Here is a 25,564-nt window from a genome sequence, read left to right on the forward strand (position 1 = left end):
TCTTCTCACTTCTGATGCTGCTCAGCGCTCTTGCTGATCGCGTCACTTCCTAAACATTTACGGCGCCCCTCTCCGGCGGCGCGGAGAGCAATCATGTCTACAGTAGCGACGGTTGAGCGCAATACCCCACCAGCAGTCATTGGTGAAGCAGCAACAATCCTCAGCGTCATTCAACGTGCTGCAGCTGATCCTCAGTGCGATATCGAGAAGATGGAGCGCTTGATGGCCATGCATGAGCGCATGCAAGCCAAAGCCGCAGAAACCGAATTCAACGCCGCCCTATCCCGCGTACAGGGTGAAATGGGCCGCATTGCTGCCGACGCCACCAACAGACAAACGAGCAGTCAGTACGCAACATACGGGAAGCTCGACAGCTCATTACGCCCTAAGTACACCAAGGAAGGATTCTCGCTGTCATTTGGAACCGAGCCTGCATCGGAAGGCATGGTTGGCATGGTGTGCTTCGTGAGCCACATCGGCGGACACACCCGAGAATACCGTGCTCATGTCCCTTCTGACGGTAAGGGCGCCAAGGGCGGTGACGTGATGACCAAAACCCACGCTTTTGGCTCTGGCACCTCCTACGGCATGCGCTACCTGCTCAAAATGATCTTCAACGTCGCCATCGGCGAAGAGGACGATGACGGCAATGGCGCCACCGGTGACGACTTTCGCAACGCGATCATAGACGACCTGACATCCAAGGTTGCGGCAGCAACAGATAAGGCAGCGCTACAAGAAGCCTGGCAGCACGGCCTGAAGGTTTTGCATGCTGCGAAGGATGCAGTAGGAGCCGAAGAGTTACGCGGCGCGGTCAATAAGCGCAAGGCTGAACTGGAGACCGCGACATGATCTTGATCAATTGCGAACAGGGAAGCCCTGAGTGGCACCAAGCACGCGCCGGATGCATCACCGCCAGCATGTTCAGCATAGCGCGCACCAAGGTCGGCGGATTGGACGACAAGCAGCACATGTATGTCTCTGCCATCCAGTCAGGCATGACCGAAAAGGAGGCGATGGCAGAGGCTGGCTACAAGGCTGCTCCCAAGGCTGAGTCTGTACGTCTGGCACTGGCCGGCAAGCCAGTTGGCCAACCATCCGAGGCGGCCATGAATTACGCCTTCGGCTTGGCAGTTGAACGGATCAGCGGCACGCCTCTGGATAGTGGCTTCGAGACTTGGCAGATGAAGCGCGGCCATGAGCTGGAGCCGATGGCCAGGATGGAGCACGAACTGCAAACAGGCCTGATGGTACAGCGCGCTGGCTTCGTCACCACCGATGACCGCGCGTTCGGTGCCAGCGCTGACGGCCTGATCGGTGATGATGGTGGCAGCGAGTACAAGTGCTTCATTGCCCCCGACAAGCTCCGCACCTTCCACATCGACAACGACGCCAGCGGCATCATGGATCAGGTGCAGGGCTGCATGTGGATTACTGGTCGTAAGTTCTGGCACGTCGGTATGTACTGCCCAGCTCTTGAGCCTGTCGGCCGGCAGCTTTGGTGGCAGGAATTCAAGCGCGACGACGACTACATCGAAAAGCTTGAGGAAGACCTCTGGCAGTTCAAGCTGCTGGTAGACGGCTACGAGGCCAAGCTGAGGAGCAACGCAGCATGATCAGCAACCACACAACCCTGATCGACCAGAAGCGCCAGAGCGCCGCTGACCTATCAGCTCAGGTCGCTCAGTTCATTGCAGCAGATGGGCAGATCCAGATCCTGGAAAGCGCACCTTTCAACCCGATCCCGCCAGTTCGCTCCAAGCACATAGACCCTGAGACGGTCCTAAAGCGCAAGCCAAAGGGCCTGACCCTAGCTGATCGACGGGCCCTCAAGCGCATGGCGGACGCACTGCTATGAAAACTCGCAAGCCCAACAACGCTCGAACCAGGGTTGAGCGCGCATGCCGCGGCCTGGTCCGCACAAACCATGTCGCCGTCGTGAATATCGACCCAAGCGGCCGGCAGGGAATGATCAACTACAAGTCGCTCAAGAACATCGCACCCGGGAAGATCGGGCAGGCCGTGTGCGGAATTCCCCATCGCTGGACGATCTACATGAGCGCCATGTGTTTAGACGCCCGAGGCGACCGCTATAGCAAGTCGATTGAGCTGGCCCCGGATGGCGTCTATCTCTCCGACCACCTCGAAGAAGTGATTGAGCATTGCTACATGAAACTGCGCTCAGAAGCCAACCAAGCGCAGATGGTAGCTTCAGGCTGGATCGCCATTCCCGACACCGTGTCGCTCGACGAAGAACACGCAGCGCGGATCTTTGAAGCCGTCGGCGCCTGGCGCCAGGTCAAGGTCGATTCACAAGCTGCATAGCTGAAACTCAACACGACGAATAACCCACACTACTCGCTGCATCCGGAACCCGGAGGGCGGCGCTTACCCTGGAGTAAACCCATGACCAAGCAAGCACAGCAAACAGTACTCGCCGCCGAACTCCCTGAGCGCGGCCAACCTCTGGCCGGCGGTGTGTTCGTCACCCGCTACTGGCTCAACGGCATCGAGCGCGCCCTGATCCTTCTGCCTGATGAACTCAGCGGGCCCTGGGGCGAGTACGGCGTCGAGATCAAAGGCGCAGGCAGCTACAGCGATGGCGAAGCGAACACACGCGCCATGGCTGAGGCTGGCAGCGTGATCGCGATCAAGGCCCTGGAGCTGGATGGCTTTATCCCGTCTTGCCTGGAAGGCCAGTTGCTGATGGCAGCCAAGGCTGATGGCCTGGTGGAGCTGCGCGAAGATCGCTTCCACTGGCTGAGCACGCAGCGCTCCGCCCACGGCGCCTACGACATGGACTTTGGAGATGGCTGGCTCTACTACTTCGGCAAGGGCTACGAGCGGCTCGCGCGCCCTGTCCGTCGCATCTATGTAACTTCATGAGGGCTGCACATGCTTGAAGAGCAATGGCGACCAATCATGGACTGGCCGGGTTACGAGGTCAGCGATCACGGGCGGGTAAGGCGTGGCTCTCATATCAAGAGCCACTACTTCGACAGGAAGGGATATCCAAAGGTGAAGCTGTGGAACAGACAGGTCTCCAAGGGCTTTCTGGTGCACCGCTTGGTCGCCATTCACTTCATAGGACCTATCCCTGCTGGCCACATCTGCCGCCACCTGGATGGCGATAAAAAAAACGGTCACGTCGGCAATCTTGCTTATGGCACGCCGACTCAGAACGAGGCCGACAAGAAGCTCCATGGAACTGACGGAGCGGGCGAGCGACACCCAGCGGCGAAGCTGACCGAGGCTCAGGTCATTGAAATCAGGTCTTTATTTAAGTCGCACAGCAAGGAATTTGGCGGTGTAGCCCTGGCAAAGCGATACGGGGTTACTCAGATGCTGATCAGCGCGATTGTTCGCCGCCGCATCTGGAAGCACGTCGCATAGCAGCAACAGCGTCAACTCGGCGCTGACCAGGACATTCAAGAATGTCGTAATCACCCGCAACCGCCCGGGCCCACCCGGAAGGACTCCCCATGATCCGGCAATACCGCTTCAGCGAGCTCATGGCTCGACTGACGAATAAAGAGTGGTCGGTCGTTAAGTGCGGCAAGGACCGTTTTGTGTTCATCCCGACGATCTACAAGGGGAGCCGGTCATGAGCCTGTGCGACTGCAACCAGGGGCGCCTGCCCTGTGCCTGTAAGCCAATTGATGGAGCAAAAATTATGAGTGAAGTAAAGCGGTATGGTCGCATTGGCGAAATGGTTGAGACGACCGATGGCATCCTTAAGCTGTACCCGATGATGTCGGTCTATGTGAAATCCGAAGACTTCGACCGCGTAAAAGCCGAGCGCGACGCCCTGCAAGAGCGCCTGAACGCGGCGGATCAGAAGGACGATGATCTGTCGTTCCAGCTCAACGACCGCGAAGCGTCGCGCTACGACTGGCTGCAAGCCGCCCTGGCAGCAGAGAAGCGGGTTGAGGTGCTGGAGGGGTTGTTGCGTGATACCAAGTCAATGCTCGCCAGCGAGTTGAGCTATGAATTGTTCGAAAAAATGGCGAGCCACATCAAGCGCATTGAAGTCGCCCTATCCGCCAGCGCAGATCCAAATCAGTGTGACGGCTGTCAAGCAGGGATTCCACTGGTCAATGGTGCGCATCGCATGGGCAAGCCCGGTGGGCACCCGGATACGATGAGTTGTCAGGCTGGTAAATACGCCAGCGCAGAGCCGAGCGCGCCGGTTGAAATGCAAGCCCTTGGCGGTGAATTCATGCAGGTTGTCGAGGACAATTTCCATGAGTTGGTGTTGAAGTCTGGCGCACCGGGGGTTTGTAAAGGAGCAAATTGCGCCAGTAACGGCAAGACGCCCCATTCCACTGAATGCCGTTTCGAGCATGCTAGAGCGGTTGCTTCGGGCATCAAGTCGGTGACGGTTGAGCGCGACGAGCGGGCGGATTTTGAAGCCCATTGGCGCGAAAAGCACGGCAACCAGCTCTATTGCGAAAGCACTTGGCGCGGCTGGCAAGCCCGCGCCGCCCTGGACAGCAAAGCCACCGAGGACTCAAGCCATGAGTAACGAAATGATCGGCGTGCCGCTTCTGCCTTGCCCCTTCTGCGGCCAGCGGGACTTCCTCATAGAGCGTCTAGACAGCGACGCTTCAGTGGTGATCTGCCAAGGCCTGACCGGGCCGCATGAGGCCTGCCTGGCCCGTGGCCCGGTGGGCGTGGCGCAGGATGAAGGTGAGGAGCAGCCAGGTCGCGACAAGGCGGTCGAGCTGTGGAATGCGAGAGCCGCCCAGCCCCAGGGCGAGCCGGTGGCGATGGTCCGCACTCACGGGTCGATCTGCTGGGAGGAGATTGACGGAGAAAGCCTTGAGCTGTGCCAGGCCGAGCCTGATGAATATGAGGTGCGTATTCTGTACACCCACCCAGCCGAGCAGCTCAAACCAGTCAGCTCAACGAGTGACAAGTACAAGGCCGAGCTGTACGACGAGGTCTGGCAGCTGGCCCGCGACATGGGCTATGGCAACGTCACTGATGCGCTGACAGCCAGGGCAGAGCCCGGATGCCCATTCGACCCAACGAAACACTTTCGCGCCGAGCCTGGTGCAGTGCTTACTGTCCATGGTGGCGTCAAGGCCCCGGTCGAGCGCAACTGGTCGGGCCTACACAAGCTCGCGGCCTGGGTACGCGGAAGCGTTCCGGGGATTGATGTTTACGACGAGGAGTGCGACCACAGTGAAGCGAACAAAATCGGCCACCAGGGGCGCAAGCCAACAATTCAACGCGGATTCAATTTCGCAACCGTACCGAAGCACAAGTTCGATACGCTTGTTCAGCACTGCAAGCGCCTTGAAAGCGACATTTACCAGGCTCGCGCCGAGGTCAACGAAATCACCCTGTATCAACAAAACGCAGTGTGGTTCTGGCAGCACGACGGCGAGGACTTCCTGGAGAGCCTTGCCTGCCCGATCATCATCCAGCCGCATCATCTGCGCGAGCTGTTGCAAGGAAAGGCGCAGCACAACCCTATTGCCGAGCAGCCCGCGCAGAAGTACGACGACACCCTGCTGCCGTTCGTGGCCATGATGCGCAAAGAGCTGCACGCCAATGCCGGCAAGGGTGATCGTCCCGGCTGGCTTGCAATGTCGTCAGACACTTGCCTGCTGGAAATCATCTACCACTTCGGCAAGCTTCAGGCTTCTGTCAAGCGCGGTGATGGTGACGGCATGGCCGAATACGCCGCCGACGTGGCCAACATGTGCATGATGCTGCTGGATATCTGCGGAGTTCTGGCATTTGTCGAGAAGGGCGCCCCTGTTGCAGCGCCGGATGCGCCTGAGTGTAGGTGTAAGCGCTATGGCAAAGACAACCCTCACTGGCCATGTCCGGCGCACTCAGCCGCTTCCGAGCAGCCCGCGCCGGTTGCGGTGGTGCTGCCTGAGCGCCTGCAACAGATTCTCAAGTTTCTTGAAGGCGCTGAGAACCTCGACGGCCACTGGTTTGGCGAGCCAGGACCAACTGGTCAAATCCACTGGTGGCGCGCAGAACTGCGCAAAGCCCTGGAAGAAACCAACCTCTTCGCAAACCAGCAGTAACCCCTCCCCCACATTCAAGTCAGCCGCTATAGCGGCCAAGGACGACGTATGTCTGCAGTAAAAGAACGGCCGATCCTATTCTCGGCGCCGATGGTGCGCGCCATTCTGGAAGGCCGGAAGACGGTCACGCGCCGCGCTGTGAAGCCGCAGCCTGAAGTGCGCGAGGTCGACATGATCGGTCCAATGCTGACGTTCAAAAACAAGCGCGGCGGCCACTGGCTTTACCCAAATGCCAAAGCTCAGATCATTGCCGATTGCCCCTACGGCCGGCCAGGCGACCGGCTGTGGGTGCGCGAGAGCCTCGGCTATGACTGCGAATACGGTCACTACTTCGCCGCCGGCGGAAAGCATGGCGAAACAGTTTACCTGTGCTCGCTGTTCGATGATGAGGATGCCCAGACAGGCCCAAGCTATGACGGCCTGCTGCCCGAGCGATCCGTGCCAAGTATCCACCTGCACCGGCGTTACAGCCGCATCCTGCTGGAGATCACCGACGTGCGCGTCGAGCGGTTGCAGGACATCAGCGATGAGCAGGCTCTAGATGAGGGCATTGGTGATCACCGATTTGAATGTGATCGACCTGTAGAGCCGGATGGGTATCCGGCATGCAGTTGCGGCAGCGTCGGCTATGTCGATGCGTTCGCCGCTCTATGGAACTCAACCGGCGGCGACTGGGACGCCAACCCCTGGGTCTGGGTCGTCGAGTTTCGGAGGGTGCAGCCATGATCCTCCCCGCCCTGCTCTACCTCGCCTGGAACATCTACACGGGGCCAAGGCCATGAAAGCACGCATGACCTATTGGAACGGATCCTGGTGGTGCCGACGCATGGGCTGCACCGGCCAGGGATCGACAATGCAAGAGGCCTGGGACGATATGTGGACGCTGTATCGCGAGGCAATGCGCCCGACTCGTCCACAGACCTTCCACTCACCGCGTGTGCGCTGCGGATGATCTGCAGGCGCAAGAACTGAAGAGTCCGCCCGGCCCGGGAGCAGTCACCCTCACAGGACGGTAAGGACATAGACCGGGCGAACGCCTGAACAGTGCCACGGCGCAACGCCGGCGGCGATCAGCACCATCTGAAACACCCCACTCAACAATCGGAGCCTGCCGGCGATGGCGGGCAGGAGGCGCTTGTGTCCCTCATCGAAATTCAAGAAGGCCGGAAGTTCGCGGCTGAGATGCTGATGCAGGCGTCTCACCTGCCGCGGGCGATGTTCGACGAACGCGGCCCCGTAGAAACGATGGCCTGCAACCTGGAGCAGTCCGCTCTCAATCACCCCGCCGACTACGCCCTGGGCATCCGGCAGGTTATCGAGGTAGCACGCCATGGCGACTGCTGAACTGCACGGCCAGAAGATAACCCCATTCGAACAGGGCTATGCCGCCTTCTTGCGCGGCGTAAGCCTGGAACGTAATCCATTCGAAGACGCCCCCTACTCGAAACAGAAGTGGGTAGACGGCTGGAACAAAGCACAGCGTGAAGCATGGAGGAAGGTATGACCGACTACGAAAACCTGCAGGCCCGCTGCCAGCGCGGCGAGCCAACTCTGAGCGCAGCAAACAATCTTCTAGCCGAGTGCCGCGCAGCAATTGGGCGCCTGCTTGCTGAGAATGAGCGCGTGGAGACCGAGAACGAAACCTTCAAGGCCGAACTTTCCGGCCTGCGCACCGGCTTCGACGCGCAGAACGCGGTCATCGCGGGGTTGAAGAAGGAAGCCGAGCGGTGGCGCTTTGTGCGAAACGCCATCCCGAACCAGTCGCCTTTTGCGGTGTGGCGAGAAGGCTCTCGCCCCTTATTTGGTAAATGGGCAGATGAAGCCATCGACGCCGCCATGGGCAAAGGGGGTGAGGCGTGAGCGCAGAGCCAGTGGCAATTGAATACATCCGGCTGCCAGAGGTACGACGCATCTCGGGACTGAGTACCGCGACCATCTACAGGATGGCCGGCGGCGGGAAGTTTCCCCGCCAGGCCAAGGTGGGAGAACAGGCCGTCGCTTGGGTGCGTTCGGAGGTGGAGCAATGGGCAGCCAATCGCGCATCAGCGCGGAAGCAGGCCTAGGCCACACTAAACGCCTTCAAGTCGGTCTAGGTAGTCAGCCCAATCCTGCATCATCTTGCGCCTTTGCTCGACGTATTCGGCGTGATTGTACGTCTTGCGGATCTTCCCCGAACTTGCATGCGAAAGCTGCGCCTCGATCCAGTCCTCGTTGTAATCCATCTCGTTTAAGGCCGTTGATATCGTTGCGCGGATTCCGTGCCCGGTTAGGCGGCCTTCATATCCCATGCGCTTCAATGCCATGTTGACCGTGCCGTCGCTGATCGGCTTGCTAGGGTCGCTTCGACCCGGGATCAGCAGTTTGTATCGGCCGGTCAGCTCGTGGACATTGCGCACCTCCTCTACCGCCTGCCGCGATAGTGGCACCAGATACGGCGGTACCTTATCCCCTCCTTTGGCTCTGATGACCTTCTGCAGTTGCTTTACGCCTTCTGCCGGAATGGTCCAGAGCGCATTGTCCAAATCAAACTGACTCCATGTCGCATTGCGCAACTCGCCTGTCCGCACGCCGGTCAGCAGAAGGATGCGTATCGCACTTTTCGTGTATGCGGCACCGTTAAACTGGCGCAGAGCTATCAAGAAGTCCTTGAGCTCACTTTGTCGCAGCATAGGGTTGTGCTTCTCCGGCGGCTCCTTGACAGCAACGATATCTAGGTCGGATGCCGGGTTTGTGTCCATGTACCCGGAAGCGATTGCGAAACGAAAGATCTCGTTCAACCAGGATCTGCACTTGCGCGCCACGTTCAAGGCTCCCCGGGCTTCGATACGACGCATGGTGCTTAGTACATCAGAGCGCTTGACGTCGGCCACCGGGATCTTTCCCAAAGATGGAATCAGGTCTTTTTCCAGGTAGAGGCGAGATTGGGTGACGCCTCCTTTCTTCGCGGCGACCATGCGGGGCGACTTGAACGCATGCCACTCGTTCGCAACGACTTCGAACGTCTTCACGGCACCGGTAGTGGCCGTGCGCTTTTCATCGCGGCGCTCTGCCCTGGGGTCAATGCCCTTCGCAACGAGGGATCTTGCCTGGTCGCGGCGCTCGCGTGCCTCTTTGAGGGTGATTTCTGGATAAGTGCCCAGGGATATGCGCGGCTGCTTTCCGTGCCATGAAAAGCGGAAGTGCCACGCTTTCGAGCCTTTGGCGGCTACGAATAAGGAAAGGCCGGCGGTATCGCTGAGGCTATAGTCCTTGTCTCTGGGCTTTGCTTGCCTGACGGCCGTGTCAGTGAGGGGCATTAGTACATCACCATGAGCTGTCTAATTCAGATGTGCTGGGCAATGTACTAAAAATATTGAGAAGGAGTGAGAAGAGTTGATAAGAGATGAAAACAAAAATCCCCGCAGGCATTGGCCTTACGGGGATTTTTGAGAAGGCTTGGTAAGGCCTGAGAATCGAAAATGGTGCCCGAAGCCGGAATCGAACCGGCACGCCCTTACGAGCGGGGGATTTTAAGTCCCATGCGTCTACCAGTTTCGCCATTCGGGCGGTAGCGCGATCACGCGGCACTGGAACAGTCAATCGGCATCAGGCCGGCCAGTGCTTAAAGCAGGGTGTGGAATATATACATCCAGTCCTTGTGAAGCAAGGTCGAAGCAGGCAAAAAAACCTCTCCCTTCACTCTGAGCTCTGTGTAAAAAAACACAGTAAATCAGCAGCCTACAGCGGCGGTCTGATCATCCTGGATAGGGTCACCAAACATCGCGTCGACTTGTTAAACGGCGCCAAGACTAACACGGAGAATTTATCCAACCAACTGATTTATAAAGACTTATCACCAACCACAAGCTCATTCGAGAGGGGCGCCAGTCAAACCATGCAATGCGTTCAGCGCGAAGCGGGCCCTTGGCAGGTCTCAAGCTTCAGCCAGAAAATTCAACGATAGTTTGAGTTTGAGCGGGTCGTCCTGGGGGGCGGTCAACTCGGTTTCCAGGTGAGTCGAAAACGCCTGTTCCACTGGCGCCTCGGGGCCCTTGACCTGGGTCACTGTGCGGTTGTTTTCCAGCACCTTTGGCAGTTGTGCGTAGGTGTAATTGGCGGGAGGCGTATTGCCTATGTTCATGGAGGTCTTCCTTGATATCGAGTCAATCCGCAAGGACAGATCGAAGAGTCAAAAGTCATGGCATGCCGCGTCCCGGTTCATTGACCAGATACTGACGCTGCAATGGGATACTACAGACTCTGGGCTGGAAATAAGCACATCGATAGCCAACGGAGTTCGCCCAGTACACATGACCTCGCCATCCATGAACCGGTAAAGAGTCATAGATACCGGGCGAACGCCACAAAACTATGCGTTCAGAATGACATGTTCAACTGTCACCAATGACAACCGGGGGATGTTAACCAGCGTAGTTGGTAAAACCACCGGCAAAGCCTCTGCGCCCTGCCCGGAGCTCAGTACGCAACTCGCCGATCAGGTTGGAGATGTCGCGCACACTGGTGAGTTCGGCAGTCGAGACTCCAGTTAACAATAAATCCACCCGGCCTGAATCGGCATCGTAGATCTTGATCGTCAGGGAGCCGCTGGGATGCACGCTGCAGACGCAGGAAAGCGGGAGAAAGCCGGACTCCAAGATGTGACAAAGCTCGCTGGTGGAGAGCATGGCTTATCGCCTGTGTGGAATTTTGTGGATTTTTCCCATTCAGAATAGGTCAGCACCTGATCCTTTGTATCGAAAAAACACACAACAAATGCTAACTACCTCTCAGTTCTACTGCGCAGTTTCTGCGCCAGGCCACGCTCTGATCGCCTGGGCCTACCTGCTTCTCCAGCGTTATTCTGCGCTGTGCTTTTTTCCGTCAGTTGTGTAAGTTTCAAGCCTATGAACCTGAATCTTCAGTCCCGCCCCGCCGCGATTATGACCGCCTGCACCAGCAAGGTGGGCTAGCGGTCGTTCAACCCCTAATCAACCCGCCTCAGAGGCGGGTTTTATCACCCGTCTTCTGAAGCGCAACCCCCCAGGAGACAAGCATGAGCCACTCATCCCCTGCTGTTCTACACCTGCTGTGCGGCAAGATCGCCTCGGGTAAATCCACACTGGCCAAGCGACTGGCCCAGGCTCCCGGCAGCGTGTTGATCTGTGAGGACCAATGGCTGGCGCAGTTGTATCCGGGCCTTATTCATTCAGTTGCTGACTATGCGCTGCATGCCCAGCGCCTGAAAAACGCATTGGAGCCTTTGCTGATCAGTCTGTTGCGTGGTGGCAACAATGTCGTGCTGGACTTCCCCGCCAATACCTTGGCCCAACGCGCCTGGTTGCGAGCCTTGGCAGATCAAGCACAGGTCGAGCATCGACTGCACCTGTTGAATGTCGATGAGGATGTCTGCCTGACAAGACTGCGGGAACGTAACAGCCTGGGAGATCACCCCTTTAGTACCAGCAAGGAACAATTCGAGCTGATCTGCCGTTACTTCGAGCTTCCACAGACGGAAGAAGGACTGCACATCCTGGAGCACTGAATTGCGGGATTGTCGCCCGCGATGCCGGGCCGGCTTCTGAAGCTTGCGTAGGAAGGGTGCGTCGAGAAAGGTGGCGGAGACAAATTTCAGGCAAAAAAAAGCCCAAGTAGCTGATGGACACTTGGGGCTAAAAATGCATAAACCGTGGTAGGTGAACGCGGAGCTATAGTAACGGAACAGTACATTCTGTAACAAGATATTTTTAAGAAAAAAACGCAAATAAAATCACCTAAGTCATTAAATATCCACACTTTTTTTGAGTATTTGAGTTTCATGTCACGCCTTCTCGCACCTTTTTAGGTGCCAAGATGATGCGCCTGAATTGCCCATCACCGCAGTGCGAGAGCCCGTCCACCGTTAAACGAAAATGCGCTGAAAATTCACAGAATCGCAACAGACAGACAACGTTGCTCACCTTAAATTGCCGGCACTTGCCTGAATGGAATGTGTGGGTATGAATGACTTTCTCGACGCCCTGCCCCTGATGCTGTGCCTGTCCACCTTTGCCTGGTGTTGCTGGGGCTAGGCTTTGTACGAAAAGCCTTGATACTCGGTGATGCTGCGTTGAAAACGGTTCCAGCCCCCTTCTCACGCCGACTCGACGACTGCGCTGGTACTGAACAGTGCCTGCCCTAGCGCTCGTGCCCGCTCCAGGCAAGGCGCCACATCGCCGCTCTCCGAGTCAAACATCAGTTGCGAGGTCAGCACCCTGGCGCCGCAGTAGTCGAAGATTCCATGGTCGATCTGGGTCTGCATCGCGCCGAGATAACCATGTCGCTCATAAGTGCCAACGTCGGCCCCGGCAACGCCTATCAGGTGCACGCTCAGACGCCCTAGCTTCTTCTCCAGCTTGGCGTCCGCGCGAAAATCGAAGGCCCAGCCATTGGAGAACACGCGATCAATCCAGCCCTTGAGCAGCGCCGGCATGGACCACCAATAAACCGGGTAGACCAGCACCAGAGCATCGGCGCGGTCGATCCGTGCCTGTTCGGCGAGCACATCGGCGGGAGGAAGCACCTGGGTACGATGCACAGCAATATCGGCAGCACCGAAGCGTGGTTCGAACCCTTCAGCCCAGAGATCGGCAATCTCGAATGAATGCCCGGAACCGCGCCCCACCCCCTCGGCAATCTGCGCCGCGAGGCTATGGGTGAGAGACTTGGGATCATGATGGGCGACAACAATAAGTGCATGCATGGCGAGTACTCCTGCGGACGGATTGCGCTGGGGGATTGAGCTTTATATACTTTTAGTAAGTTACTGCCGATAAGTTACTTTTGGTATATAGCCATGTCAAGCAGTCAGAAAACCGATTCCACTTCATCGCCGCGACGGCGCCTGTCGCGGGAGCAACGCCTGCAACAACTGATGGCCATAGCCTGGCAGATTGTCCGTGAGCACGGCACCGAGGCGCTGACCCTGGGATATCTGGCGGAACAGGCCGGCGTCACCAAGCCGGTGGTCTACGACCATTTCGGCACTCGAGCGGTGCTCCTGGCGGCGCTGTATCAGGACTTCGACCAGCGCCAGACGCTGCTGATGGAACAGGCCCTGCAAACCAGCGAACCGACCCTTGCCGCCCGCGCAGCGGTCATTGCCACGTCCTACGTCGACTGCGTGTTGTTGCAGGGCCGCGAAATCCCTGGGGTGATTGCCGCCCTGGCCAGTTCGCCGGAGCTTGAGATCATCAAGCGCGACTACCAGGCAATATTCCTAGAGAAATGCCGTCATGCTCTGGAACCCTTCGCCGCCGGAGCCGTGATCGCAAGGGCCGGGCTGCGCGCCATGCTGGGTGCGGCCGAAGCGGTTTCCCACGCGGCGGCGGTGGGAGAAATCACTCCCGCACAAGCCCAGGAAGAACTCTGCGCCACCATCGTGGCCATGGTTGAAAGAGCACGCGCCAGCACCTCTGCAACCCAATGAGCCACTGCCCGGATATCAATGACCGGCCCCAGCGCCAGTCCTGCAAGGGAAAAGCAATGTTGCTGACACGATTGGAACCGCTGGATCAATTGCTGGAACGCTATCGCCAAGAGTTGGGCAAGGACTTCACCGGCTATCGCAACCATGTGTACCGGGTCATCAACTTCTGCAACCTGCTCATCAATGCCGATGCCCAGCAGTTGCAGAAACTGGCCATAGCCGGCGCCTTCCACGACCTGGGCATCTGGACCGCCAAGACGTTCGACTACCTACCGCCATCGCTGCGCCTGGCTGAAAACCACCTGGATGAAATAGACAGGTCCGAGTGGAAAGCCGAAGTGCTGGCAATGATCGAACAGCACCACAAGATCACCGCCGCCCCACACCCAGGCAGCCTGGTGGAAAGTTTTCGCCGAGCCGACTGGATAGATGTGTCGCTGGGAATGTTGAGTTTCGGCCTCTCGCGAGACGATCGCCGCCGGGTATTTTCAGCCTTTCCTGATGCAGGCTTTCATCTGCGCCTGGCTCAGCTGTCTTTCAAGCAACTGCTGATCCGCCCGTGGAAACCTTTGCCCATGCTGCGCCTCTGATCCTCCGGCTATCCGGCCCGCGGCTAAAGGCTGGAGCGCGTAAACTGCATCCATTACTGGCAATACCGGCCGCGAATCAAGCGGCTGCAACCACCGAGAACAGCTATGTCGCCCCACCCTAAGACCCTGCCGCCCCTGATCGCTGAGGCTGAAACACAGCCGCTACCCCCGGACGCCGTTGGACTCAACGCCGATGCCAACCCAGTGCTTTCGGTATTCGACTTCGACGGAACCCTCACTCGCCACGACAGTTTTGTGCCCTTTCTGAAGTTTGCCTTCGGGCAACGCGGGTTCAACCAACGGATACTCAAGCTGGCGCTACCCAGTCTGGGCTACCTGACTCGTCGCGTTGACCGCGACCGACTCAAGGCGCAATTGATCAGCACCTTTCTCAAGGGCATCGAGGCGGCGTGGCTCCAGCAACAGGCCGAAGCCTTCTGTCTGAAATCCTGGACCCGACTGATGCGCCCGAGTGGGCTGCAAGCCGTAGCCGGTGAACTGCGTTCCGGAGCGCTGGTGACCCTGTGCTCGGCGTCGCCGGCCCTGGTGCTGCAGCCTTTCGCCACACGCTTGGGCATCAGCCTGATCGGAACCGAACTGGAGGTGGTCGATGGCGTGCTGACCGGCCGCATCGCCGGCCACAATTGCCGTTGCGAAAACAAGGTACTGCGCCTGGAAAGTGTCTACGGCCCATTGAACCAATATCGACTCAGGGCCTGGGGCGATACCCGGGGTGACCGCGAGCTCCTGGCGGCGGCACAGGACGCCCACTGGCGACACTTCCACCCGGCCTGGCGCCGCGGGCTTGGCGCTCGCTGACACCCGCCGCCCCCTACAAAACACCCGACCAACGGCAAACGGCCAGGAAAAAGATTCGCTATACCCAACAGCAGGCGCCCCAGCGGCCATGAGCCGGAGGGCGCCCGCGACGTCAAGCAGCCTGGAGACAAGAGCGGCCTCGCAGACCAAGGAAAAACAGCCGCCTACACAAGGAGAGGGCCTGCCACGATGAAAACCAATGGCTATCTGCTGCGTACGCTGGCCGTGTTGCTCGCGACCGGCGCACCCGCCGCCCTACTTCTGAGTCACCCCAACCCTCCGCCGTACCTGACAGTTGCACCTGCTTTGGACTGGCCACGGCTGGGCGCCTGGGCCAGTTGCCTGGCCGGCCTGTTCGTCTTGTTCGTCCTCGCCGGTCTGCGAATTCGCGGACGGGTACTTGGGGTGCTGATTGACGAGCGCAACCGGTATTCGCTGTCACGCCTGCAAATGACCCTGTGGACACTGCTGGTACTGGCCACTCTGTATACGGTGTACATCGGCAACATTGTCCGGGGAAACGCCACTACAGCGCTGATGGTGGACTTGGACTACAACCTGATCGCGTTGATGGGCTTCAGCCTGGCCAGCTTCGTCACAGCCCCCATGGCCTTGAACCGCAAGGCCGAGCAGCCTGCAGACACCAGCGCTCTGGCAACCACCGGCCAGCAGTTGCTCGACAGCCAGAGCCTGGTCGCCCTGCCGTCGGCCAAGGGCCAGGTACTGATGAAGAGTGACCCGAAGGATGCGCGATTGGCCGACCTGATTCGCGGCGAGGACGTGAGCAATGGCGTCATCGTCGACCTGCCACGCCTGCAGATGCTGCTGATCACCATGGTGGTGGTGTTTGTCTATGGCGCCGCCGTCGGCCATAGCCTGGGCTCAGGCAGTTGGGTGCTGGAGGTGTTGCCGAAACTGCATAACACACTGCTGTTGCTGGCCCTGATCAGCCACAGCGGCTACGTGGTGGGCAAATTAATCCCCAGTAACCTCAATCCTTCCGTCCTTCTCCCGGGACCCACCGTCCAGAGCGAGCCGCCCGGCAGCGCAGCCGCTCCACGGAGCCAGCCCCAAACCGGACTCACTCCACCATAGCCATCAGTCGCTGACGCATGCCGACGCTGGCAGCAGGTCCCGCCTGTACCGTGCACGCCTGCAACGGCACCAGATGACCATCGGCAACATCCACCATCACTGGCTGCACAGGTCGTCCGCTCTCACGCTCGACCAGTTGCACGCTTTCGCCCTCGGGCGCGTAGTGGCGATTGCCCCAAGCTACAAAGGCCATGAGTACGACACGGAAATCCTCGCCCTTGGCTGTAGGCACATATTGGTAGCGCAAGGGGCGCTCGCTGTAGGCCTGGCGCTCCAACAGCCCCGCCTCCACCAGTGAGTTCAAGCGTCGGGTCAGCATGTTCGGGGCGATCTCCAGGCTGCGGGAGAATTCGTCGAAGCGCCTCAGGCCATGCAGCGCGTCGCGCATGATCAAGATGCTCCACCATTCGCCGACTCGCTCCAGGCTGCGGGCAATCGGACATTCAGCGTCGATCAGACTTTTTCGTTGCATGGCTGGCTCCTGCGATGCACCTCAGTATTTGTGGATTCGGATGTTACTTTCATGATGATAGTATCGTCCACGTTTCGTTGTTCCCCACGCAAAGCAACTGAAGGAGCAGGACCCGCATGAGTAAACGCATCGTAGTCACCGGTATGGGCGCAATCACTCCACTGGGTTGTGGGGTCGAGCAGGTCTGGCAGCGCCTGCTGGCGGGACAATCCGGAATCCGTCAATTGCCCGAAGAGTTTATCCAGGATCTGCCCACCACCATTGGCGGCCAGGTGCCCGGCGCGCTCGAGGATCCCCAGGCAGGCTTCGACCCGGACCGGCTGCTGGCCCCCAAGGAACAGCGCAAGATGGACCGTTTCATCCTCTTCGCCCTGGCAGCGGCCGAAGAAGCCCTGGCCCAGGCCAACTGGAAACCCGATAGCCCTCATGCACAGGAACGTACAGCCACCATCATTGCCTCTGGTGTAGGCGGCTTCCCGGCCATCGCCGATGCCGTGCGAACCACCGACAGCAAGGGCCCGCGGCGCCTGTCACCGTTCACCATTCCGTCATTCCTGAGCAATATGGCGGCAGGTCACGTTTCGATCCGCCACGGCCTCAAGGGACCACTGGGAGCGCCAGTCACTGCCTGTGCTGCCGGAGTCCAGGCCATTGGCGACGCCGCGCGGATGATCCGCGCCGGTGAAATCGACATCGCTGTCTGTGGTGGAGCTGAGGCGGCGATCCATCGGGTCAGCCTGGGTGGCTTCGCCGCAGCCCGCGCGCTGTCCAGCGAGTACAACGACACCCCGGAACGGGCTTCACGCCCCTTCGATCAGGCACGGGATGGCTTTGTCATGGGTGAAGGCGCCGGACTGCTGGTCATCGAAGAGCTGGAACATGCCCTGGCTCGGGGCGCACAGCCCATTGCGGAGCTGGTGGGCTATGGCACCAGCGCCGACGCCTACCACATGACCGCGGGTCCGGAAGATGGCGACGGCGCCCGGCGTGCCATGCAGCAAGCCTTGCGCCAGGCCGGCGTGCAAGCCTCTCAGGTCCAGCACCTGAATGCCCATGCCACCTCCACGCCAGTGGGCGACAAGGGCGAACTGGCTGCCATCAGGACTGTATTCGGCACCGGCAGCGGCCTGGCCATCAGCGCCACCAAGTCCGCCACCGGGCATCTGCTGGGTGCCGCCGGCGGCATCGAGGCGATCTTTGCCATCCTCGCCCTGCGTGACCAGATCGCGCCCGTAACCCTCAACCTGGACAACCCGGACAGCGCCGCCGAGGGCCTTGATCTGGTGCGCAACCAGGCACGCAAAATGGCCATGGAATACGCACTGTCCAATGGTTTCGGCTTTGGTGGGGTCAATGCCAGCGTGCTGTTCAAGCGCTGGCAATAACGCTTCGAGAAAACGGACTCGATGTTGAGATTTCAGCCACGACAGGCTGAAACCTCAACAGGCCCGCCAATCAGTTGAGGACGTCATTGAGCACTTCGTAGATGATCCCGCTGGCGATAGCCACCAGAATCAGGTCGGTTCCGGCCTGCCGCCATTCATAACCGTCATAGCGAGGAAGCTGCCCCAATAGCCGGTGGTCCAGCTTCTTGGCAATTCCCGGGGGCAGAGGTTTGCCCCGAGCCAGGTTTTTCTGAATGCCTGGAGGCAGTGCCGGTCCCGGGCTCCAGTAGTCACGGTGCCCACCCAATATGCCCAGGACACTGCCGCGATCGACACTGGGGCCATGACTCCAGTCATCGGCGCCTGACTTCTTCCCCTTGCCATGCCCCCCCTGGTCACCCTGAGAACTGTGTTTGGAATGCCCCTGCCCCTTGCCATTTCCGGGGTCGGCCAATGCCAGAGGGGAAGCGCCAGCCAGGAGCACGCCGGTAAGAACAGCGATCAACGAGCGAGACTTGAGCATGTCGGTTCTCTTTAGGAAGCCAAGGTCACACTTAACTGTAGACGGTCGTCTCTGTCAGTGATCGAAGGTCAGACACATAGAGGCCGCCATGAGTGAGCGGCAGGTCATCGGCCAGCTCAAGATCAAAGCGTGCAGCTGTACTGATACTCGAAGGGAAACATCAGCGTATCCACCACGCCGGAGAATGGAGCATCCAACGCCAGAAAAGGCCAGAGCACACCGTTGTTCTCCTTAGCCAATGCCCAATCCATGCGCACGCCGATATAGGGGCAACTCATGGGAGTAGTGCGAGTCATCAGGGCCGTGCATCCACTCAAGACAAAGATCAACACCAGCAACAACAGACTTCGCAACACATAACTTCCTTATTACGTTCATGACATGAGCGCTATGGACTCGGCAGCCGAGCCCAGGACGGCGGTTGCTGGCTATCAGGCCTTGTAGTCGCAATGAATCTGCAGGCTTTCCGTGTGATTGCGATGAATCTCGAAACCGTGACGCTTCAACAGGTTCTTGACCTCATCAACGACAGCCGAGTACCGCCCTTGCAACTGTTGCTGGCGCGCCGGCGGGGTAAACACCCCCAGTGGCAAAAAGCGCAGGCGCTTGCCATTGAAGACAATGGACACATCGATATGAGTGCCATCCACATCATGGCCATTGGAACCGAAGATATCCTCCAGCTCCTCTTTACGCCCCGGATAACACAGGCAGAACAACCTGATCCCCAGCCAGCGTGACAGCGTCCTGAAAAAACCCAGGTAACTGCTCTTGCGCTCGTAGCCCCGGGTCACCAGCAACTGCACCGAACGCGGCAGGCTGGACTGGACCTTGAGCAGTTGCACAAAGACTTCGCGCTCCATCAACACCTTTGCGGACGGCCAGCGCGGCCCTACCCTCAAGCCCTGGTTGTCGCCCTTTTTCAATATCAGCATGCAGATTGCCTCTGGTGCTTTTTTCGCGGGCAGCAATGGTACACAGGGCTGCCACAGGCGTGCTGAAAATTCAGAAGCGCAAACGCCTATCAGCCCGCGACACCGCCCATCTTCTCCCGATGACAGCGCACCTGCCGTTTAGCTAAAATATGCATGGCTCATCGCCACTACTCATAAGCACAGTGACCATAGGGGCTGTATGTACGACTTAACGAATCTGGTCATTGTCGATAACCGCTTTGGATTGAATGTCCTGCAAGTCACCGCAGACCTGGTGGCCGGCGCCCTGGATGAACTCCTGGCCAATTGCGCAGGCGGTGCCAACATCACCCAAAAGCTGGATTACTCCATTCTGACGATCTATCAGGACAAACTCGCCGCGGCCATTCGCGACATGGGCCTTCCACCCCTGTCCCTACCCTCTCCAGCCGATAGCCTTTGCTGAATAGAGCAACTTGCCACCCCGTGGCAAGTTGAGCCCGGGGCCGAATCACCGCCAATGGCCGAGCTTGCATCGCCCCTAGTGGAGCACGCGCAAAATCGGTCACCTGGAACCTTTTCCCACAATGAGGATCAGTGCTGGGCATTTCCCTATCAAACAGTGAGCGAGTGCCAGCATGGCCCTGAGAAAAACCGTCCTCTACATTGCCTTGGTGTCCGTTGGCTTCTTTGCCGGGTACGCGGCAAAACCAACAACTGGACTGCAGGTCACGGCGGGACAACTGATAAGTTGCGGCAAAAGCACCATGCCGACCATTGAGATGTGATGGTCAGGCAACTCAGCACTCAGTGACACAACGCCCAATACTCAGCAATACCGCGTCTTTCCAGAACCACAGTTTCCAGCATCAGGCCGCCGAAAACGAAAAAGCCCGGCAAGAGAACCGGGCCATAAGCAATCGTGAAGACTCATTTGGAGGACATGAACAACCAAGCGACCACAGCTGCACCGGCCGCCATATAGGTACCGACCGTCTTGGTCTTCTCCCAACCATCCTTCTCGGCCCAGGACTTGCCTGGCTCAGGCGAACCTTGCGGTTCTTTGTGCTGGGTCTGCTTAGGTGTGATCGAAGCAACAAGCTGCTTCAGATAAGCGACTACTTGCGCCCCGCCCTTGCTGAAGTCTTCAAGATCCACCTCGACAACACGCTCATGAACCGCCTTGTTGCGCACGCTCGCAATCCAGCGGATCTTTTTCGCCATTGGCGGGCTGATCATTCCCTCAATGGAACTCAGTTTTTCATGCAGACCTCGGCCTGATGCCCCCAGCTGCAGGAGCAACGATTCGACCTCTGTCGAGATATCCAGTATCTGGCCCCGCATCCCGCTCTCCCTTTTCAGTGGCGGCACTTTAACACCGCACCTGTGCATGCCCAAGGTTCTGATCATGCAGACGACCGCCACTCACAGGTTTCGTTGACCCGATCGATAACGGCAATGCGCCATTAGCACATCCGCCCTAATCGACCGCTACTGCCGGCCAGACCTATATTCCTTCTTCTGGACGGTCCCATGCGGCCACGGACAAGCCCCACCAAGGAAGGAAATATCATGGCGATTCCATTCCCCCGCGCCAGATGGTTGCCGCTATCACTCATCCTGCTGTGTACCAGCGGCACGGCACTCGCCACGCCTCAAGGTGAATACTGGATCGTCTACGGCAAGGGCGAGCGTTACCACAACGAGGTATTCGTCGCCGATGCCGCCGGCATCCTGCAAAAGCCCCAGGGGGTGCAGTCGGCCATGATCATGCAGATCTTCGAAGACCCGGCGATGCCCGTGCTGGCGGCCTACGAGATCCAGTACAAGTGCAAGGAGCGCAAAGTGCGCTTCGACAGCGCCCGCGCCATGCGCCGCTTCGATCACGCCATGAAGGACGTGACCACTGCCCAGGGCTGGATCGCCCCGAAAGACTACTGGCTGCAACGCACCTTCGCCTTCGTCTGCGCAGCAGGCAACCGCGAGAACAACCAGATGCTGCCAATGGGCAAAATGGCCGCCGGCCGCATGGTCGAGACCGTCCAGGCCATGTTCCAGCAACTGTACGGCATCCAGGCCAACAGCGAGGCCGTGCAGAGCCTGGACGCAATGCTCGGCAACAGCCCGCAATGAAGGAGGCCGTCATGACCCGGCACCTACTTGCCCTCGGCCTGCTGTTGCCTTTGCTGAGCGGCTGCATTCCCACCCTCCCGGAATACAGGGCCGGCCAGCAATGGAAGGGACGCGATGCCAAGGAAGCCATCGACTTCTTCGGCCCGCCCGGACGAATGCAGCCCTCGCCCGACCGCAGCGAAGTGCAAATGCAGTGGTACCGCGACACTTCCTACGTAAAAAAGGAAGTGGTCGGCAGCTCCAGTGAGATGCAGGGCGGCGTGATGGTCCACACTAACTACTGGGACGATGTCACTCACACGAGCGGCTGCACCCTCTCCATGACTGTCGACAAGGCCAGACAGATCAAGGACTTCTCCATTCGTGGCCGCTGCACGGGCGTGGCCTTGGCGCCTTAGTGGCTGGCCCGACATAGATAGTTCAAGGACTGATACATGAGACTGTTCCGACTGCGTTTTGCCCTTCCCACGGCGTTGCTTCTCTCTCTATCTCTCTGCGGCTGCGTCTCCGATCTCGATTCGGGTGCCTACGGCAGCATGGACGATCCGCGCTACGCGCAGCTGTTGGACCAAGTGGACGCAGCACTCAAGGCGAACATGGCGGTAGTGCTGGTGGCGGACGTGATGCCGCACAAGTCGCTGAGCGATGCGCTGACCATGACGCAATGGACGCCAACGGTGATCTGGGAATACGAGAAAGATCCGAAGGTGACCTTCGGCCGCAAGTTCCAGACCAACGCGCTGCAGAGACCGCCTGGCGAAACCTACCTGTTCAAGGCCTTCGAGGTGCATATCCTGCCACCCGGCAAATACTTGCTGACCGGCGGCGATGACTACCAGCTCCGCGGTTTGCTTGACCAGGTCGACGCCCGCAGCGGTCCACCCGGTTCAGGCCGTGGCGCCAACGGGACCGCCTACCTGTCCCCCGAACTGTATCGCGAGTACTACAGGGAAGAGGTCTGGAAGGACGCTACCTATGGCAGCGAGACCAAGACCGAGCGTGTCTGTACCGCTGTAGTCAGGGCCTCGGGTGCCTGCGTGAGCTGGGGTGAACAGCAATATACCCAGACGACGGCGGGCTCCCCGGCCGGTTATTACCAACAGACCGACTCTCGCGACATTCCCGCGATCAAGGTCCAGGCGCGCCTGCCGGTCGACAAGGCGCTCGCCAGTTTCACCATCCAGGGCGGGCAATTGCTGCTGGCCCCGCGCATGCATCTGAAGACCCCTGGCTACAAGTACCAGCAGTCGAAGTGCCGAGCGATCGATCCGAAAAAAATCGAGTGTCCGCTCGACAACCTGACCGTCTACACCTGGCCGGCACCCATGAGCTTTTCGCAGCACCTCATCGAGCAGCGCAACCTGAGCGAGAAGCACCGGCAACTGCTGTCCAGGCTCCAGCCCATGCAGATCACGCCGCTGGGCAAACAAGGCATGGAAGATCCCATCTGGGGTGTGCCGTTGTCGCTGTCCAAGTAAGGCAAGTCCGGAGGTATGCGGGGCAGGATTTTGATTGCGGAACTGATTTCTTAGGGGCTTCCAATGCTCAAAAGGGGTCAGTCATGAACGGCTGCTTTCAGGTCCGGCGATTCGTTGAGCTGAACTTCAATTGCTTGAAGCTCTTTCATTTGCGTCTTCAACTTGGCGATTTTCTCTTCCAGCCGCACGGCGTTGGGCTCGGAGACTGTTGGTTCCTGCCGATCGGCAGCATCAAGTGCCGTCAGGTAACGGTTGATGCTCGATTCAATTTCTTCCATTCGCCGCTTCAGTTTGGCCTGGTGAAATTGCGTTGAGCCTCTCGCTCCAGGCGCCGGGGTACTCGACAATGTTTTGTTCACGACTTCAGGCCAAAAATAGATCCTACACTTGACCTACCCCGGATCGTGACAACAGACGCAAAGCTTGTTTCCTTCAGGGTCTCGAAAATACGCCCCATAAAAATTCGGGTGGTATTCGGGTCGCAAGCCCGGAGCGCCTTCACATGTTCCATCCAATGCCAACGCCAAGGCATGGGCGTTGTCTACGATCTGTCGATTAGGTGCCAGCAGAGCAATCATTTGTCCATTGCCTAGCGCCGCAGATTCGCCGTCGAACGGCTTGCCCACCACGAAAAGAGGGCGTGCAGTGTCGGGGTGTTTCCAGCCCGCCCATGGGCGTTCAAGGTCTGTGAACTTGAGCTCAAGTCCGAGCATCTGCATGACCCCTTGATAAAACACAAGTGCTCGATTGAAGTCATTCACTCCGATGAATACATGTGAAATCATTTTTTGTCCTAATAAGAGGAAGCCTTATCGCACCATACCAAGAATTTCCAGGCTGTTTTCAACTCCTCTCCTGAAACATACTCCGTCGGTCTTGGAAGCTGTTTTTACACACTCTGGGCCAGGAGCGGTCACTGCATAAACTCCACGCTCCTGAAAAAAGACTCAGTTGCCCAAGCACTTTAACAACAGGGCCAACACCCAGTCTTCTTGCGAAGCCAATGCCGCGCTGATCTCCTCGCATCTCCCATTCAGAGACAGCAGGTCGCCAGCCAGTACTTCTCCACTGGACATGCACATATCCAAAGCAATACTAAAAACCCCGCTACTTACCTGCTTGCTCTCAAAAACAAGCTCAACCTCTTTAGGGAAGATCGTCACGTAGACGAAGAGTATTTCATCCGCGTATGTGTAGTGGCCATGATTCCTTTTGAGTAAAACACTCTGACTTTTCGAAGCCCTCTCATAAACATTATCTAGAAACCTTTGAAGGATGAACAAAAGCTCTGGCTTTTCAGTGCTCATTGGATTCCCTTGCGAGCAATAGACTTCAACACGCTATTCTAACCAACATCGACGGTGCCCGAGCTGCACGATGCGCAGGGGCGATTCAGTTTGGCGTATGGATTGATCATTTTTGCCCCACAACCTCACCTCACTAGCCAACAACCAGTTCGCCAAATGCAACCAGGGTTGCAAAAATAGGGATTCGAACCCCTTCCCGAATCTGCTCAGGCCGCTTTAGGCCGATTGCTGCTGCGCGATAAGAGTAAAAGATGGAGCTGTATAATGATTGATAGCCTGGAGGTTCAAGAGTTTGATTGCCTTGAGGAGGCGTTACTTGAAGCGAGCGTGTCTTTCGGCGAAATGACACGTCAGTACGCTCGCTATTTGCTCAGTCTGATTGACGGTGGTGTACTTGCTACCATTTCTGATTCTAAGTTGAAGGTGCTGATTCCATATATCGAAGAAAGTATCCTGCGAGAGCGTATAGAAAGCGATGGAGATCTCTGAAGAAAGCTTGTACTAGAACTCTGGGCGGTAGAGAAACAGCACCGTCAATCAGATGAAAACTTTGCGTTTCTCATACGCTGTGTTCTTTTTTTCTTTGAAACTGAAGAGCGCTGGATAGAGGAAGGCACAGGGGACACAACACCTATCTATCTTTACTTTCTGATTCTAAAAAAATATTGCCTGACATAAGACAAAGCTTTATTAAAAGCTTTCAAGATTTTATTGCAGCCAAGAGGAAACATACGTTCAAAGAATAGATCGGCCAGGCCGGGCATCTCCAGGCGCACATCGGCGGTGCTGCGCTGAAACGCAGCCAGGCGGAACTGATAGCGGCTCACGTCGCCGCGGGTGATGGTGACGGAGCCAAGGGCTTTGCCGCTCGTGGCTTGGCCCGACCTACCGAGACTGCGCCAAAAGTTTGCCTTCGATATTTGGCTGATGACCCTCCTGAACTGGACATTCCCCTTCCCTCCCTTGATAGAAAACTCCACTCAAAGATCATAATTGAAAGGAACTACGCGGCCTCTCGACGAACCTCCAGAGCACCGTCCATCCAAGCCATGCAGGCCCTCCAGAGCTGACGAGTCCTCTCTTCGCCGAACTTCATTTTCTTGCCGACTTCCACCAGAAAGGTGTCTCGGCTGGTGTGGTACCGCATCAAGGGGCAGAACGATACAGAGCTGATCATTCTGAATATAGTCGGCTTCATCGAGGCTTGAGCGCTTGACTGGCTCGTGCTCGGCAAAACGATGATTTCCTCGAACTCGCCGGGATATTCGCCATTACTCGCGGTATATCTTAGAATGGCCGGCTGCCGACGAACCGTAATGACCATAGCCATCGAGGGCTTCCATTAATAAGTGTGGTT

At 58.0% G+C, this 25,564-nt stretch carries 38 protein-coding genes, 1 tRNA gene and 1 pseudogene; 24 read left to right on the forward strand and 16 right to left on the reverse strand.

Translation table 11 applies throughout. From position 1 onward, the window contains the following. Positions 1-93 precede the first annotated feature (93 nt). The 9 genes from KHO49_RS16595 (at position 94) to KHO49_RS16635 (ending at position 6,773) form a co-directional block, all read left to right on the forward strand. Entirely contained in the window at positions 94-852 is a 759-nt protein-coding gene (locus tag KHO49_RS16595) for an ERF family protein (protein WP_213665373.1), read from the forward strand. Beyond that, positions 849-1,616 (forward strand): lambda exonuclease family protein, encoded by a 768-nt coding sequence (locus tag KHO49_RS16600; RefSeq protein WP_213665374.1) that lies wholly within the window; start codon positions 849-851, stop codon positions 1,614-1,616. The genes KHO49_RS16595 and KHO49_RS16600 overlap by 4 nt, the downstream gene beginning before the upstream one ends. Then, the gene (locus KHO49_RS16605) at positions 1,613-1,858 is read left to right on the forward strand and encodes a hypothetical protein (protein ID WP_213665375.1); all 246 of its coding nucleotides are present in this window, start codon (positions 1,613-1,615) and stop codon (positions 1,856-1,858) included. The genes KHO49_RS16600 and KHO49_RS16605 overlap by 4 nt, the downstream gene beginning before the upstream one ends. Beyond that, positions 1,855-2,325 (forward strand): hypothetical protein, encoded by a 471-nt coding sequence (locus KHO49_RS16610; protein ID WP_213665376.1) that lies wholly within the window; start codon positions 1,855-1,857, stop codon positions 2,323-2,325. Before KHO49_RS16605 ends, KHO49_RS16610 begins: the two co-directional genes overlap by 4 nt. Before the next feature lie 81 nt (positions 2,326-2,406). Further along, positions 2,407-2,886, forward strand: coding sequence for a hypothetical protein (locus tag KHO49_RS16615; protein WP_213665377.1), 480 nt, complete (start codon positions 2,407-2,409; stop codon positions 2,884-2,886). A gap of 9 nt (positions 2,887-2,895) precedes the next feature. Beyond that, a complete protein-coding gene (locus KHO49_RS16620) occupies positions 2,896-3,393 on the forward strand; it encodes an NUMOD4 motif-containing HNH endonuclease (RefSeq protein WP_213665378.1) in 498 nt (165 codons plus the stop codon). Between the two features lie 280 nt (positions 3,394-3,673). Next, positions 3,674-4,525 carry a hypothetical protein gene (locus KHO49_RS16625; RefSeq protein ID WP_213665999.1) on the forward strand — a complete coding sequence of 284 codons (852 nt, stop codon included), beginning with the start codon at positions 3,674-3,676 and terminating at the stop codon, positions 4,523-4,525. Next, positions 4,518-6,047 (forward strand): Lar family restriction alleviation protein, encoded by a 1,530-nt coding sequence (locus KHO49_RS16630; protein WP_213665379.1) that lies wholly within the window; start codon positions 4,518-4,520, stop codon positions 6,045-6,047. The genes KHO49_RS16625 and KHO49_RS16630 overlap by 8 nt, the downstream gene beginning before the upstream one ends. Before the next feature lie 48 nt (positions 6,048-6,095). Then, a complete protein-coding gene (locus KHO49_RS16635; protein ID WP_213665380.1) occupies positions 6,096-6,773 on the forward strand; it encodes an ASCH domain-containing protein in 678 nt (225 codons plus the stop codon). 276 nt (positions 6,774-7,049) lie between these two features. On the opposite strand, the gene KHO49_RS16640 is transcribed toward KHO49_RS16635, so the two are convergent. Next, positions 7,050-7,379 (reverse strand): hypothetical protein, encoded by a 330-nt coding sequence (locus tag KHO49_RS16640; protein WP_213665381.1) that lies wholly within the window; start codon positions 7,377-7,379, stop codon positions 7,050-7,052. Here KHO49_RS16640 and KHO49_RS16645 point away from each other — a divergent pair. The 3 genes from KHO49_RS16645 to KHO49_RS31070 are packed head-to-tail and all read left to right on the forward strand — an operon-like array spanning position 7,378 to position 8,110. Continuing rightward, a complete protein-coding gene (locus tag KHO49_RS16645; RefSeq protein WP_213665382.1) occupies positions 7,378-7,551 on the forward strand; it encodes a hypothetical protein in 174 nt (57 codons plus the stop codon). The genes KHO49_RS16640 and KHO49_RS16645 overlap by 2 nt on opposite strands. Further along, a complete protein-coding gene (locus tag KHO49_RS16650; protein WP_213665383.1) occupies positions 7,548-7,907 on the forward strand; it encodes a hypothetical protein in 360 nt (119 codons plus the stop codon). Before KHO49_RS16645 ends, KHO49_RS16650 begins: the two co-directional genes overlap by 4 nt. Positions 7,908-7,918: 11 nt before the next feature. Continuing rightward, complete coding sequence (locus tag KHO49_RS31070; RefSeq protein WP_349628980.1) at positions 7,919-8,110, forward strand: helix-turn-helix transcriptional regulator; 192 nt, start codon at positions 7,919-7,921, stop codon at positions 8,108-8,110. 6 nt (positions 8,111-8,116) lie between these two features. Here the strand turns inward: KHO49_RS31070 and KHO49_RS16660 are convergent, their stop codons facing one another. The 4 genes from KHO49_RS16660 to KHO49_RS16675 form a co-directional block, all read right to left on the reverse strand. Next, positions 8,117-9,343, reverse strand: a complete 1,227-nt coding sequence (locus KHO49_RS16660) for a tyrosine-type recombinase/integrase (protein ID WP_213665385.1) — start codon at positions 9,341-9,343, stop codon at positions 8,117-8,119. Between the two features lie 163 nt (positions 9,344-9,506). After that, positions 9,507-9,593 (reverse strand) — tRNA-Leu (locus tag KHO49_RS16665). Between the two features lie 367 nt (positions 9,594-9,960). After that, positions 9,961-10,167 (reverse strand): hypothetical protein, encoded by a 207-nt coding sequence (locus KHO49_RS16670; protein ID WP_213665386.1) that lies wholly within the window; start codon positions 10,165-10,167, stop codon positions 9,961-9,963. Between the two features lie 280 nt (positions 10,168-10,447). Next, a complete protein-coding gene (locus tag KHO49_RS16675) occupies positions 10,448-10,711 on the reverse strand; it encodes a DUF1652 domain-containing protein (protein WP_102863157.1) in 264 nt (87 codons plus the stop codon). 368 nt (positions 10,712-11,079) lie between these two features. Here KHO49_RS16675 and KHO49_RS16680 point away from each other — a divergent pair, with 368 nt between their 5' ends. Further along, positions 11,080-11,568 carry a P-loop nucleotide/nucleoside kinase family protein gene (locus KHO49_RS16680; protein ID WP_110596569.1) on the forward strand — a complete coding sequence of 163 codons (489 nt, stop codon included), beginning with the start codon at positions 11,080-11,082 and terminating at the stop codon, positions 11,566-11,568. Positions 11,569-12,156: 588 nt separating this feature from the next. Here KHO49_RS16680 and KHO49_RS16685 read toward each other — a convergent pair. After that, a complete protein-coding gene (locus KHO49_RS16685; protein WP_213665387.1) occupies positions 12,157-12,765 on the reverse strand; it encodes an NAD(P)H-dependent oxidoreductase in 609 nt (202 codons plus the stop codon). A gap of 93 nt (positions 12,766-12,858) precedes the next feature. Between KHO49_RS16685 and KHO49_RS16690 the strand changes: the two genes are divergently transcribed. The 4 genes from KHO49_RS16690 (at position 12,859) to KHO49_RS16705 (ending at position 15,995) form a co-directional block, all read left to right on the forward strand. Continuing rightward, positions 12,859-13,491, forward strand: a complete 633-nt coding sequence (locus KHO49_RS16690) for a TetR/AcrR family transcriptional regulator (RefSeq protein ID WP_213665388.1) — start codon at positions 12,859-12,861, stop codon at positions 13,489-13,491. A 56-nt stretch (positions 13,492-13,547) separates the two neighbouring features. Further along, the gene (locus KHO49_RS16695) at positions 13,548-14,081 is read left to right on the forward strand and encodes a hypothetical protein (RefSeq protein ID WP_213665389.1); all 534 of its coding nucleotides are present in this window, start codon (positions 13,548-13,550) and stop codon (positions 14,079-14,081) included. Between the two features lie 105 nt (positions 14,082-14,186). After that, on the forward strand, positions 14,187-14,900 hold the full coding sequence (locus tag KHO49_RS16700; RefSeq protein WP_213665390.1) for an HAD family hydrolase: 714 nt from the start codon (positions 14,187-14,189) through the stop codon (positions 14,898-14,900). A 189-nt stretch (positions 14,901-15,089) separates the two neighbouring features. After that, a complete protein-coding gene (locus tag KHO49_RS16705) occupies positions 15,090-15,995 on the forward strand; it encodes a hypothetical protein (RefSeq protein WP_213665391.1) in 906 nt (301 codons plus the stop codon). On the opposite strand, the gene KHO49_RS16710 is transcribed toward KHO49_RS16705, so the two are convergent. Then, the gene (locus KHO49_RS16710; protein WP_102882575.1) at positions 15,982-16,467 is read right to left on the reverse strand and encodes a winged helix-turn-helix transcriptional regulator; all 486 of its coding nucleotides are present in this window, start codon (positions 16,465-16,467) and stop codon (positions 15,982-15,984) included. The two genes, KHO49_RS16705 and KHO49_RS16710, sit on opposite strands and share 14 nt — an antisense overlap. A 116-nt stretch (positions 16,468-16,583) precedes the next feature. Between KHO49_RS16710 and fabF the strand changes: the two genes are divergently transcribed. After that, the gene (gene fabF, locus KHO49_RS16715) at positions 16,584-17,852 is read left to right on the forward strand and encodes a beta-ketoacyl-ACP synthase II (RefSeq protein WP_213665392.1); all 1,269 of its coding nucleotides are present in this window, start codon (positions 16,584-16,586) and stop codon (positions 17,850-17,852) included. 70 nt (positions 17,853-17,922) lie between these two features. On the opposite strand, the gene KHO49_RS16720 is transcribed toward fabF, so the two are convergent. The 3 genes from KHO49_RS16720 to KHO49_RS16730 all read right to left on the reverse strand — a co-directional run bounded on the left by KHO49_RS16720 (position 17,923) and on the right by KHO49_RS16730 (position 19,310). Beyond that, positions 17,923-18,375: an anti-virulence regulator CigR family protein gene (locus tag KHO49_RS16720; RefSeq protein WP_213665393.1), complete on the reverse strand. Its 453-nt coding sequence runs from the start codon at positions 18,373-18,375 to the stop codon at positions 17,923-17,925. Between the two features lie 122 nt (positions 18,376-18,497). Further along, complete coding sequence (locus KHO49_RS16725) at positions 18,498-18,731, reverse strand: YceK/YidQ family lipoprotein (RefSeq protein WP_102882572.1); 234 nt, start codon at positions 18,729-18,731, stop codon at positions 18,498-18,500. Positions 18,732-18,806: 75 nt separating this feature from the next. Continuing rightward, the gene (locus KHO49_RS16730) at positions 18,807-19,310 is read right to left on the reverse strand and encodes a hypothetical protein (protein ID WP_102863146.1); all 504 of its coding nucleotides are present in this window, start codon (positions 19,308-19,310) and stop codon (positions 18,807-18,809) included. Between the two features lie 199 nt (positions 19,311-19,509). Between KHO49_RS16730 and KHO49_RS16735 the strand changes: the two genes are divergently transcribed. Together KHO49_RS16735 and KHO49_RS16740 are read left to right on the forward strand one after the other, a co-directional pair. Next, complete coding sequence (locus KHO49_RS16735) at positions 19,510-19,755, forward strand: hypothetical protein (protein WP_102882571.1); 246 nt, start codon at positions 19,510-19,512, stop codon at positions 19,753-19,755. A 172-nt stretch (positions 19,756-19,927) separates the two neighbouring features. Then, entirely contained in the window at positions 19,928-20,077 is a 150-nt protein-coding gene (locus KHO49_RS16740; protein WP_170003584.1) for a hypothetical protein, read from the forward strand. Between the two features lie 142 nt (positions 20,078-20,219). Here the strand turns inward: KHO49_RS16740 and KHO49_RS16745 are convergent, their stop codons facing one another. Then, positions 20,220-20,699 carry a hypothetical protein gene (locus KHO49_RS16745; RefSeq protein ID WP_213665394.1) on the reverse strand — a complete coding sequence of 160 codons (480 nt, stop codon included), beginning with the start codon at positions 20,697-20,699 and terminating at the stop codon, positions 20,220-20,222. A 162-nt stretch (positions 20,700-20,861) separates the two neighbouring features. Between KHO49_RS16745 and KHO49_RS16750 the strand changes: the two genes are divergently transcribed. The 3 genes from KHO49_RS16750 to KHO49_RS16760 are packed head-to-tail and all read left to right on the forward strand — an operon-like array spanning position 20,862 to position 22,900. Continuing rightward, a complete protein-coding gene (locus KHO49_RS16750) occupies positions 20,862-21,422 on the forward strand; it encodes a hypothetical protein (protein ID WP_110596562.1) in 561 nt (186 codons plus the stop codon). Positions 21,423-21,433: 11 nt separating this feature from the next. After that, the gene (locus tag KHO49_RS16755) at positions 21,434-21,820 is read left to right on the forward strand and encodes a hypothetical protein (protein WP_102863142.1); all 387 of its coding nucleotides are present in this window, start codon (positions 21,434-21,436) and stop codon (positions 21,818-21,820) included. A 36-nt stretch (positions 21,821-21,856) separates the two neighbouring features. After that, positions 21,857-22,900 carry a hypothetical protein gene (locus KHO49_RS16760; RefSeq protein WP_207166011.1) on the forward strand — a complete coding sequence of 348 codons (1,044 nt, stop codon included), beginning with the start codon at positions 21,857-21,859 and terminating at the stop codon, positions 22,898-22,900. An 80-nt stretch (positions 22,901-22,980) separates the two neighbouring features. Here KHO49_RS16760 and KHO49_RS16765 read toward each other — a convergent pair. The 3 genes and pseudogenes from KHO49_RS16765 to KHO49_RS16775 form a co-directional block, all read right to left on the reverse strand. Further along, a pseudogene (locus KHO49_RS16765) lies at positions 22,981-23,205 on the reverse strand (IS5/IS1182 family transposase); the annotation flags it as partial. Positions 23,206-23,292: 87 nt separating this feature from the next. Continuing rightward, on the reverse strand, positions 23,293-23,685 hold the full coding sequence (locus KHO49_RS16770) for a VOC family protein (protein WP_213665395.1): 393 nt from the start codon (positions 23,683-23,685) through the stop codon (positions 23,293-23,295). A 162-nt stretch (positions 23,686-23,847) separates the two neighbouring features. Further along, on the reverse strand, positions 23,848-24,207 hold the full coding sequence (locus KHO49_RS16775) for a hypothetical protein (RefSeq protein WP_170003593.1): 360 nt from the start codon (positions 24,205-24,207) through the stop codon (positions 23,848-23,850). Positions 24,208-24,471: 264 nt separating this feature from the next. On the opposite strand from KHO49_RS16775, the gene KHO49_RS31075 reads away from it, so the two are divergent. Further along, positions 24,472-24,696: a hypothetical protein gene (locus tag KHO49_RS31075; protein WP_249735664.1), complete on the forward strand. Its 225-nt coding sequence runs from the start codon at positions 24,472-24,474 to the stop codon at positions 24,694-24,696. A 152-nt stretch (positions 24,697-24,848) separates the two neighbouring features. Here KHO49_RS31075 and KHO49_RS31080 read toward each other — a convergent pair whose 3' ends face one another. Both KHO49_RS31080 and KHO49_RS16785 read right to left on the reverse strand, forming a co-directional pair. Continuing rightward, on the reverse strand, positions 24,849-25,187 hold the full coding sequence (locus KHO49_RS31080; RefSeq protein ID WP_249735819.1) for a hypothetical protein: 339 nt from the start codon (positions 25,185-25,187) through the stop codon (positions 24,849-24,851). 23 nt (positions 25,188-25,210) lie between these two features. Further along, complete coding sequence (locus KHO49_RS16785; protein ID WP_213665396.1) at positions 25,211-25,537, reverse strand: hypothetical protein; 327 nt, start codon at positions 25,535-25,537, stop codon at positions 25,211-25,213. Positions 25,538-25,564 lie beyond the last annotated feature (27 nt).

This window comes from Pseudomonas sp. RC4D1, assembly GCF_018390395.1.
Taxonomy (GTDB): domain Bacteria; phylum Pseudomonadota; class Gammaproteobacteria; order Pseudomonadales; family Pseudomonadaceae; genus Aquipseudomonas; species Aquipseudomonas danubii.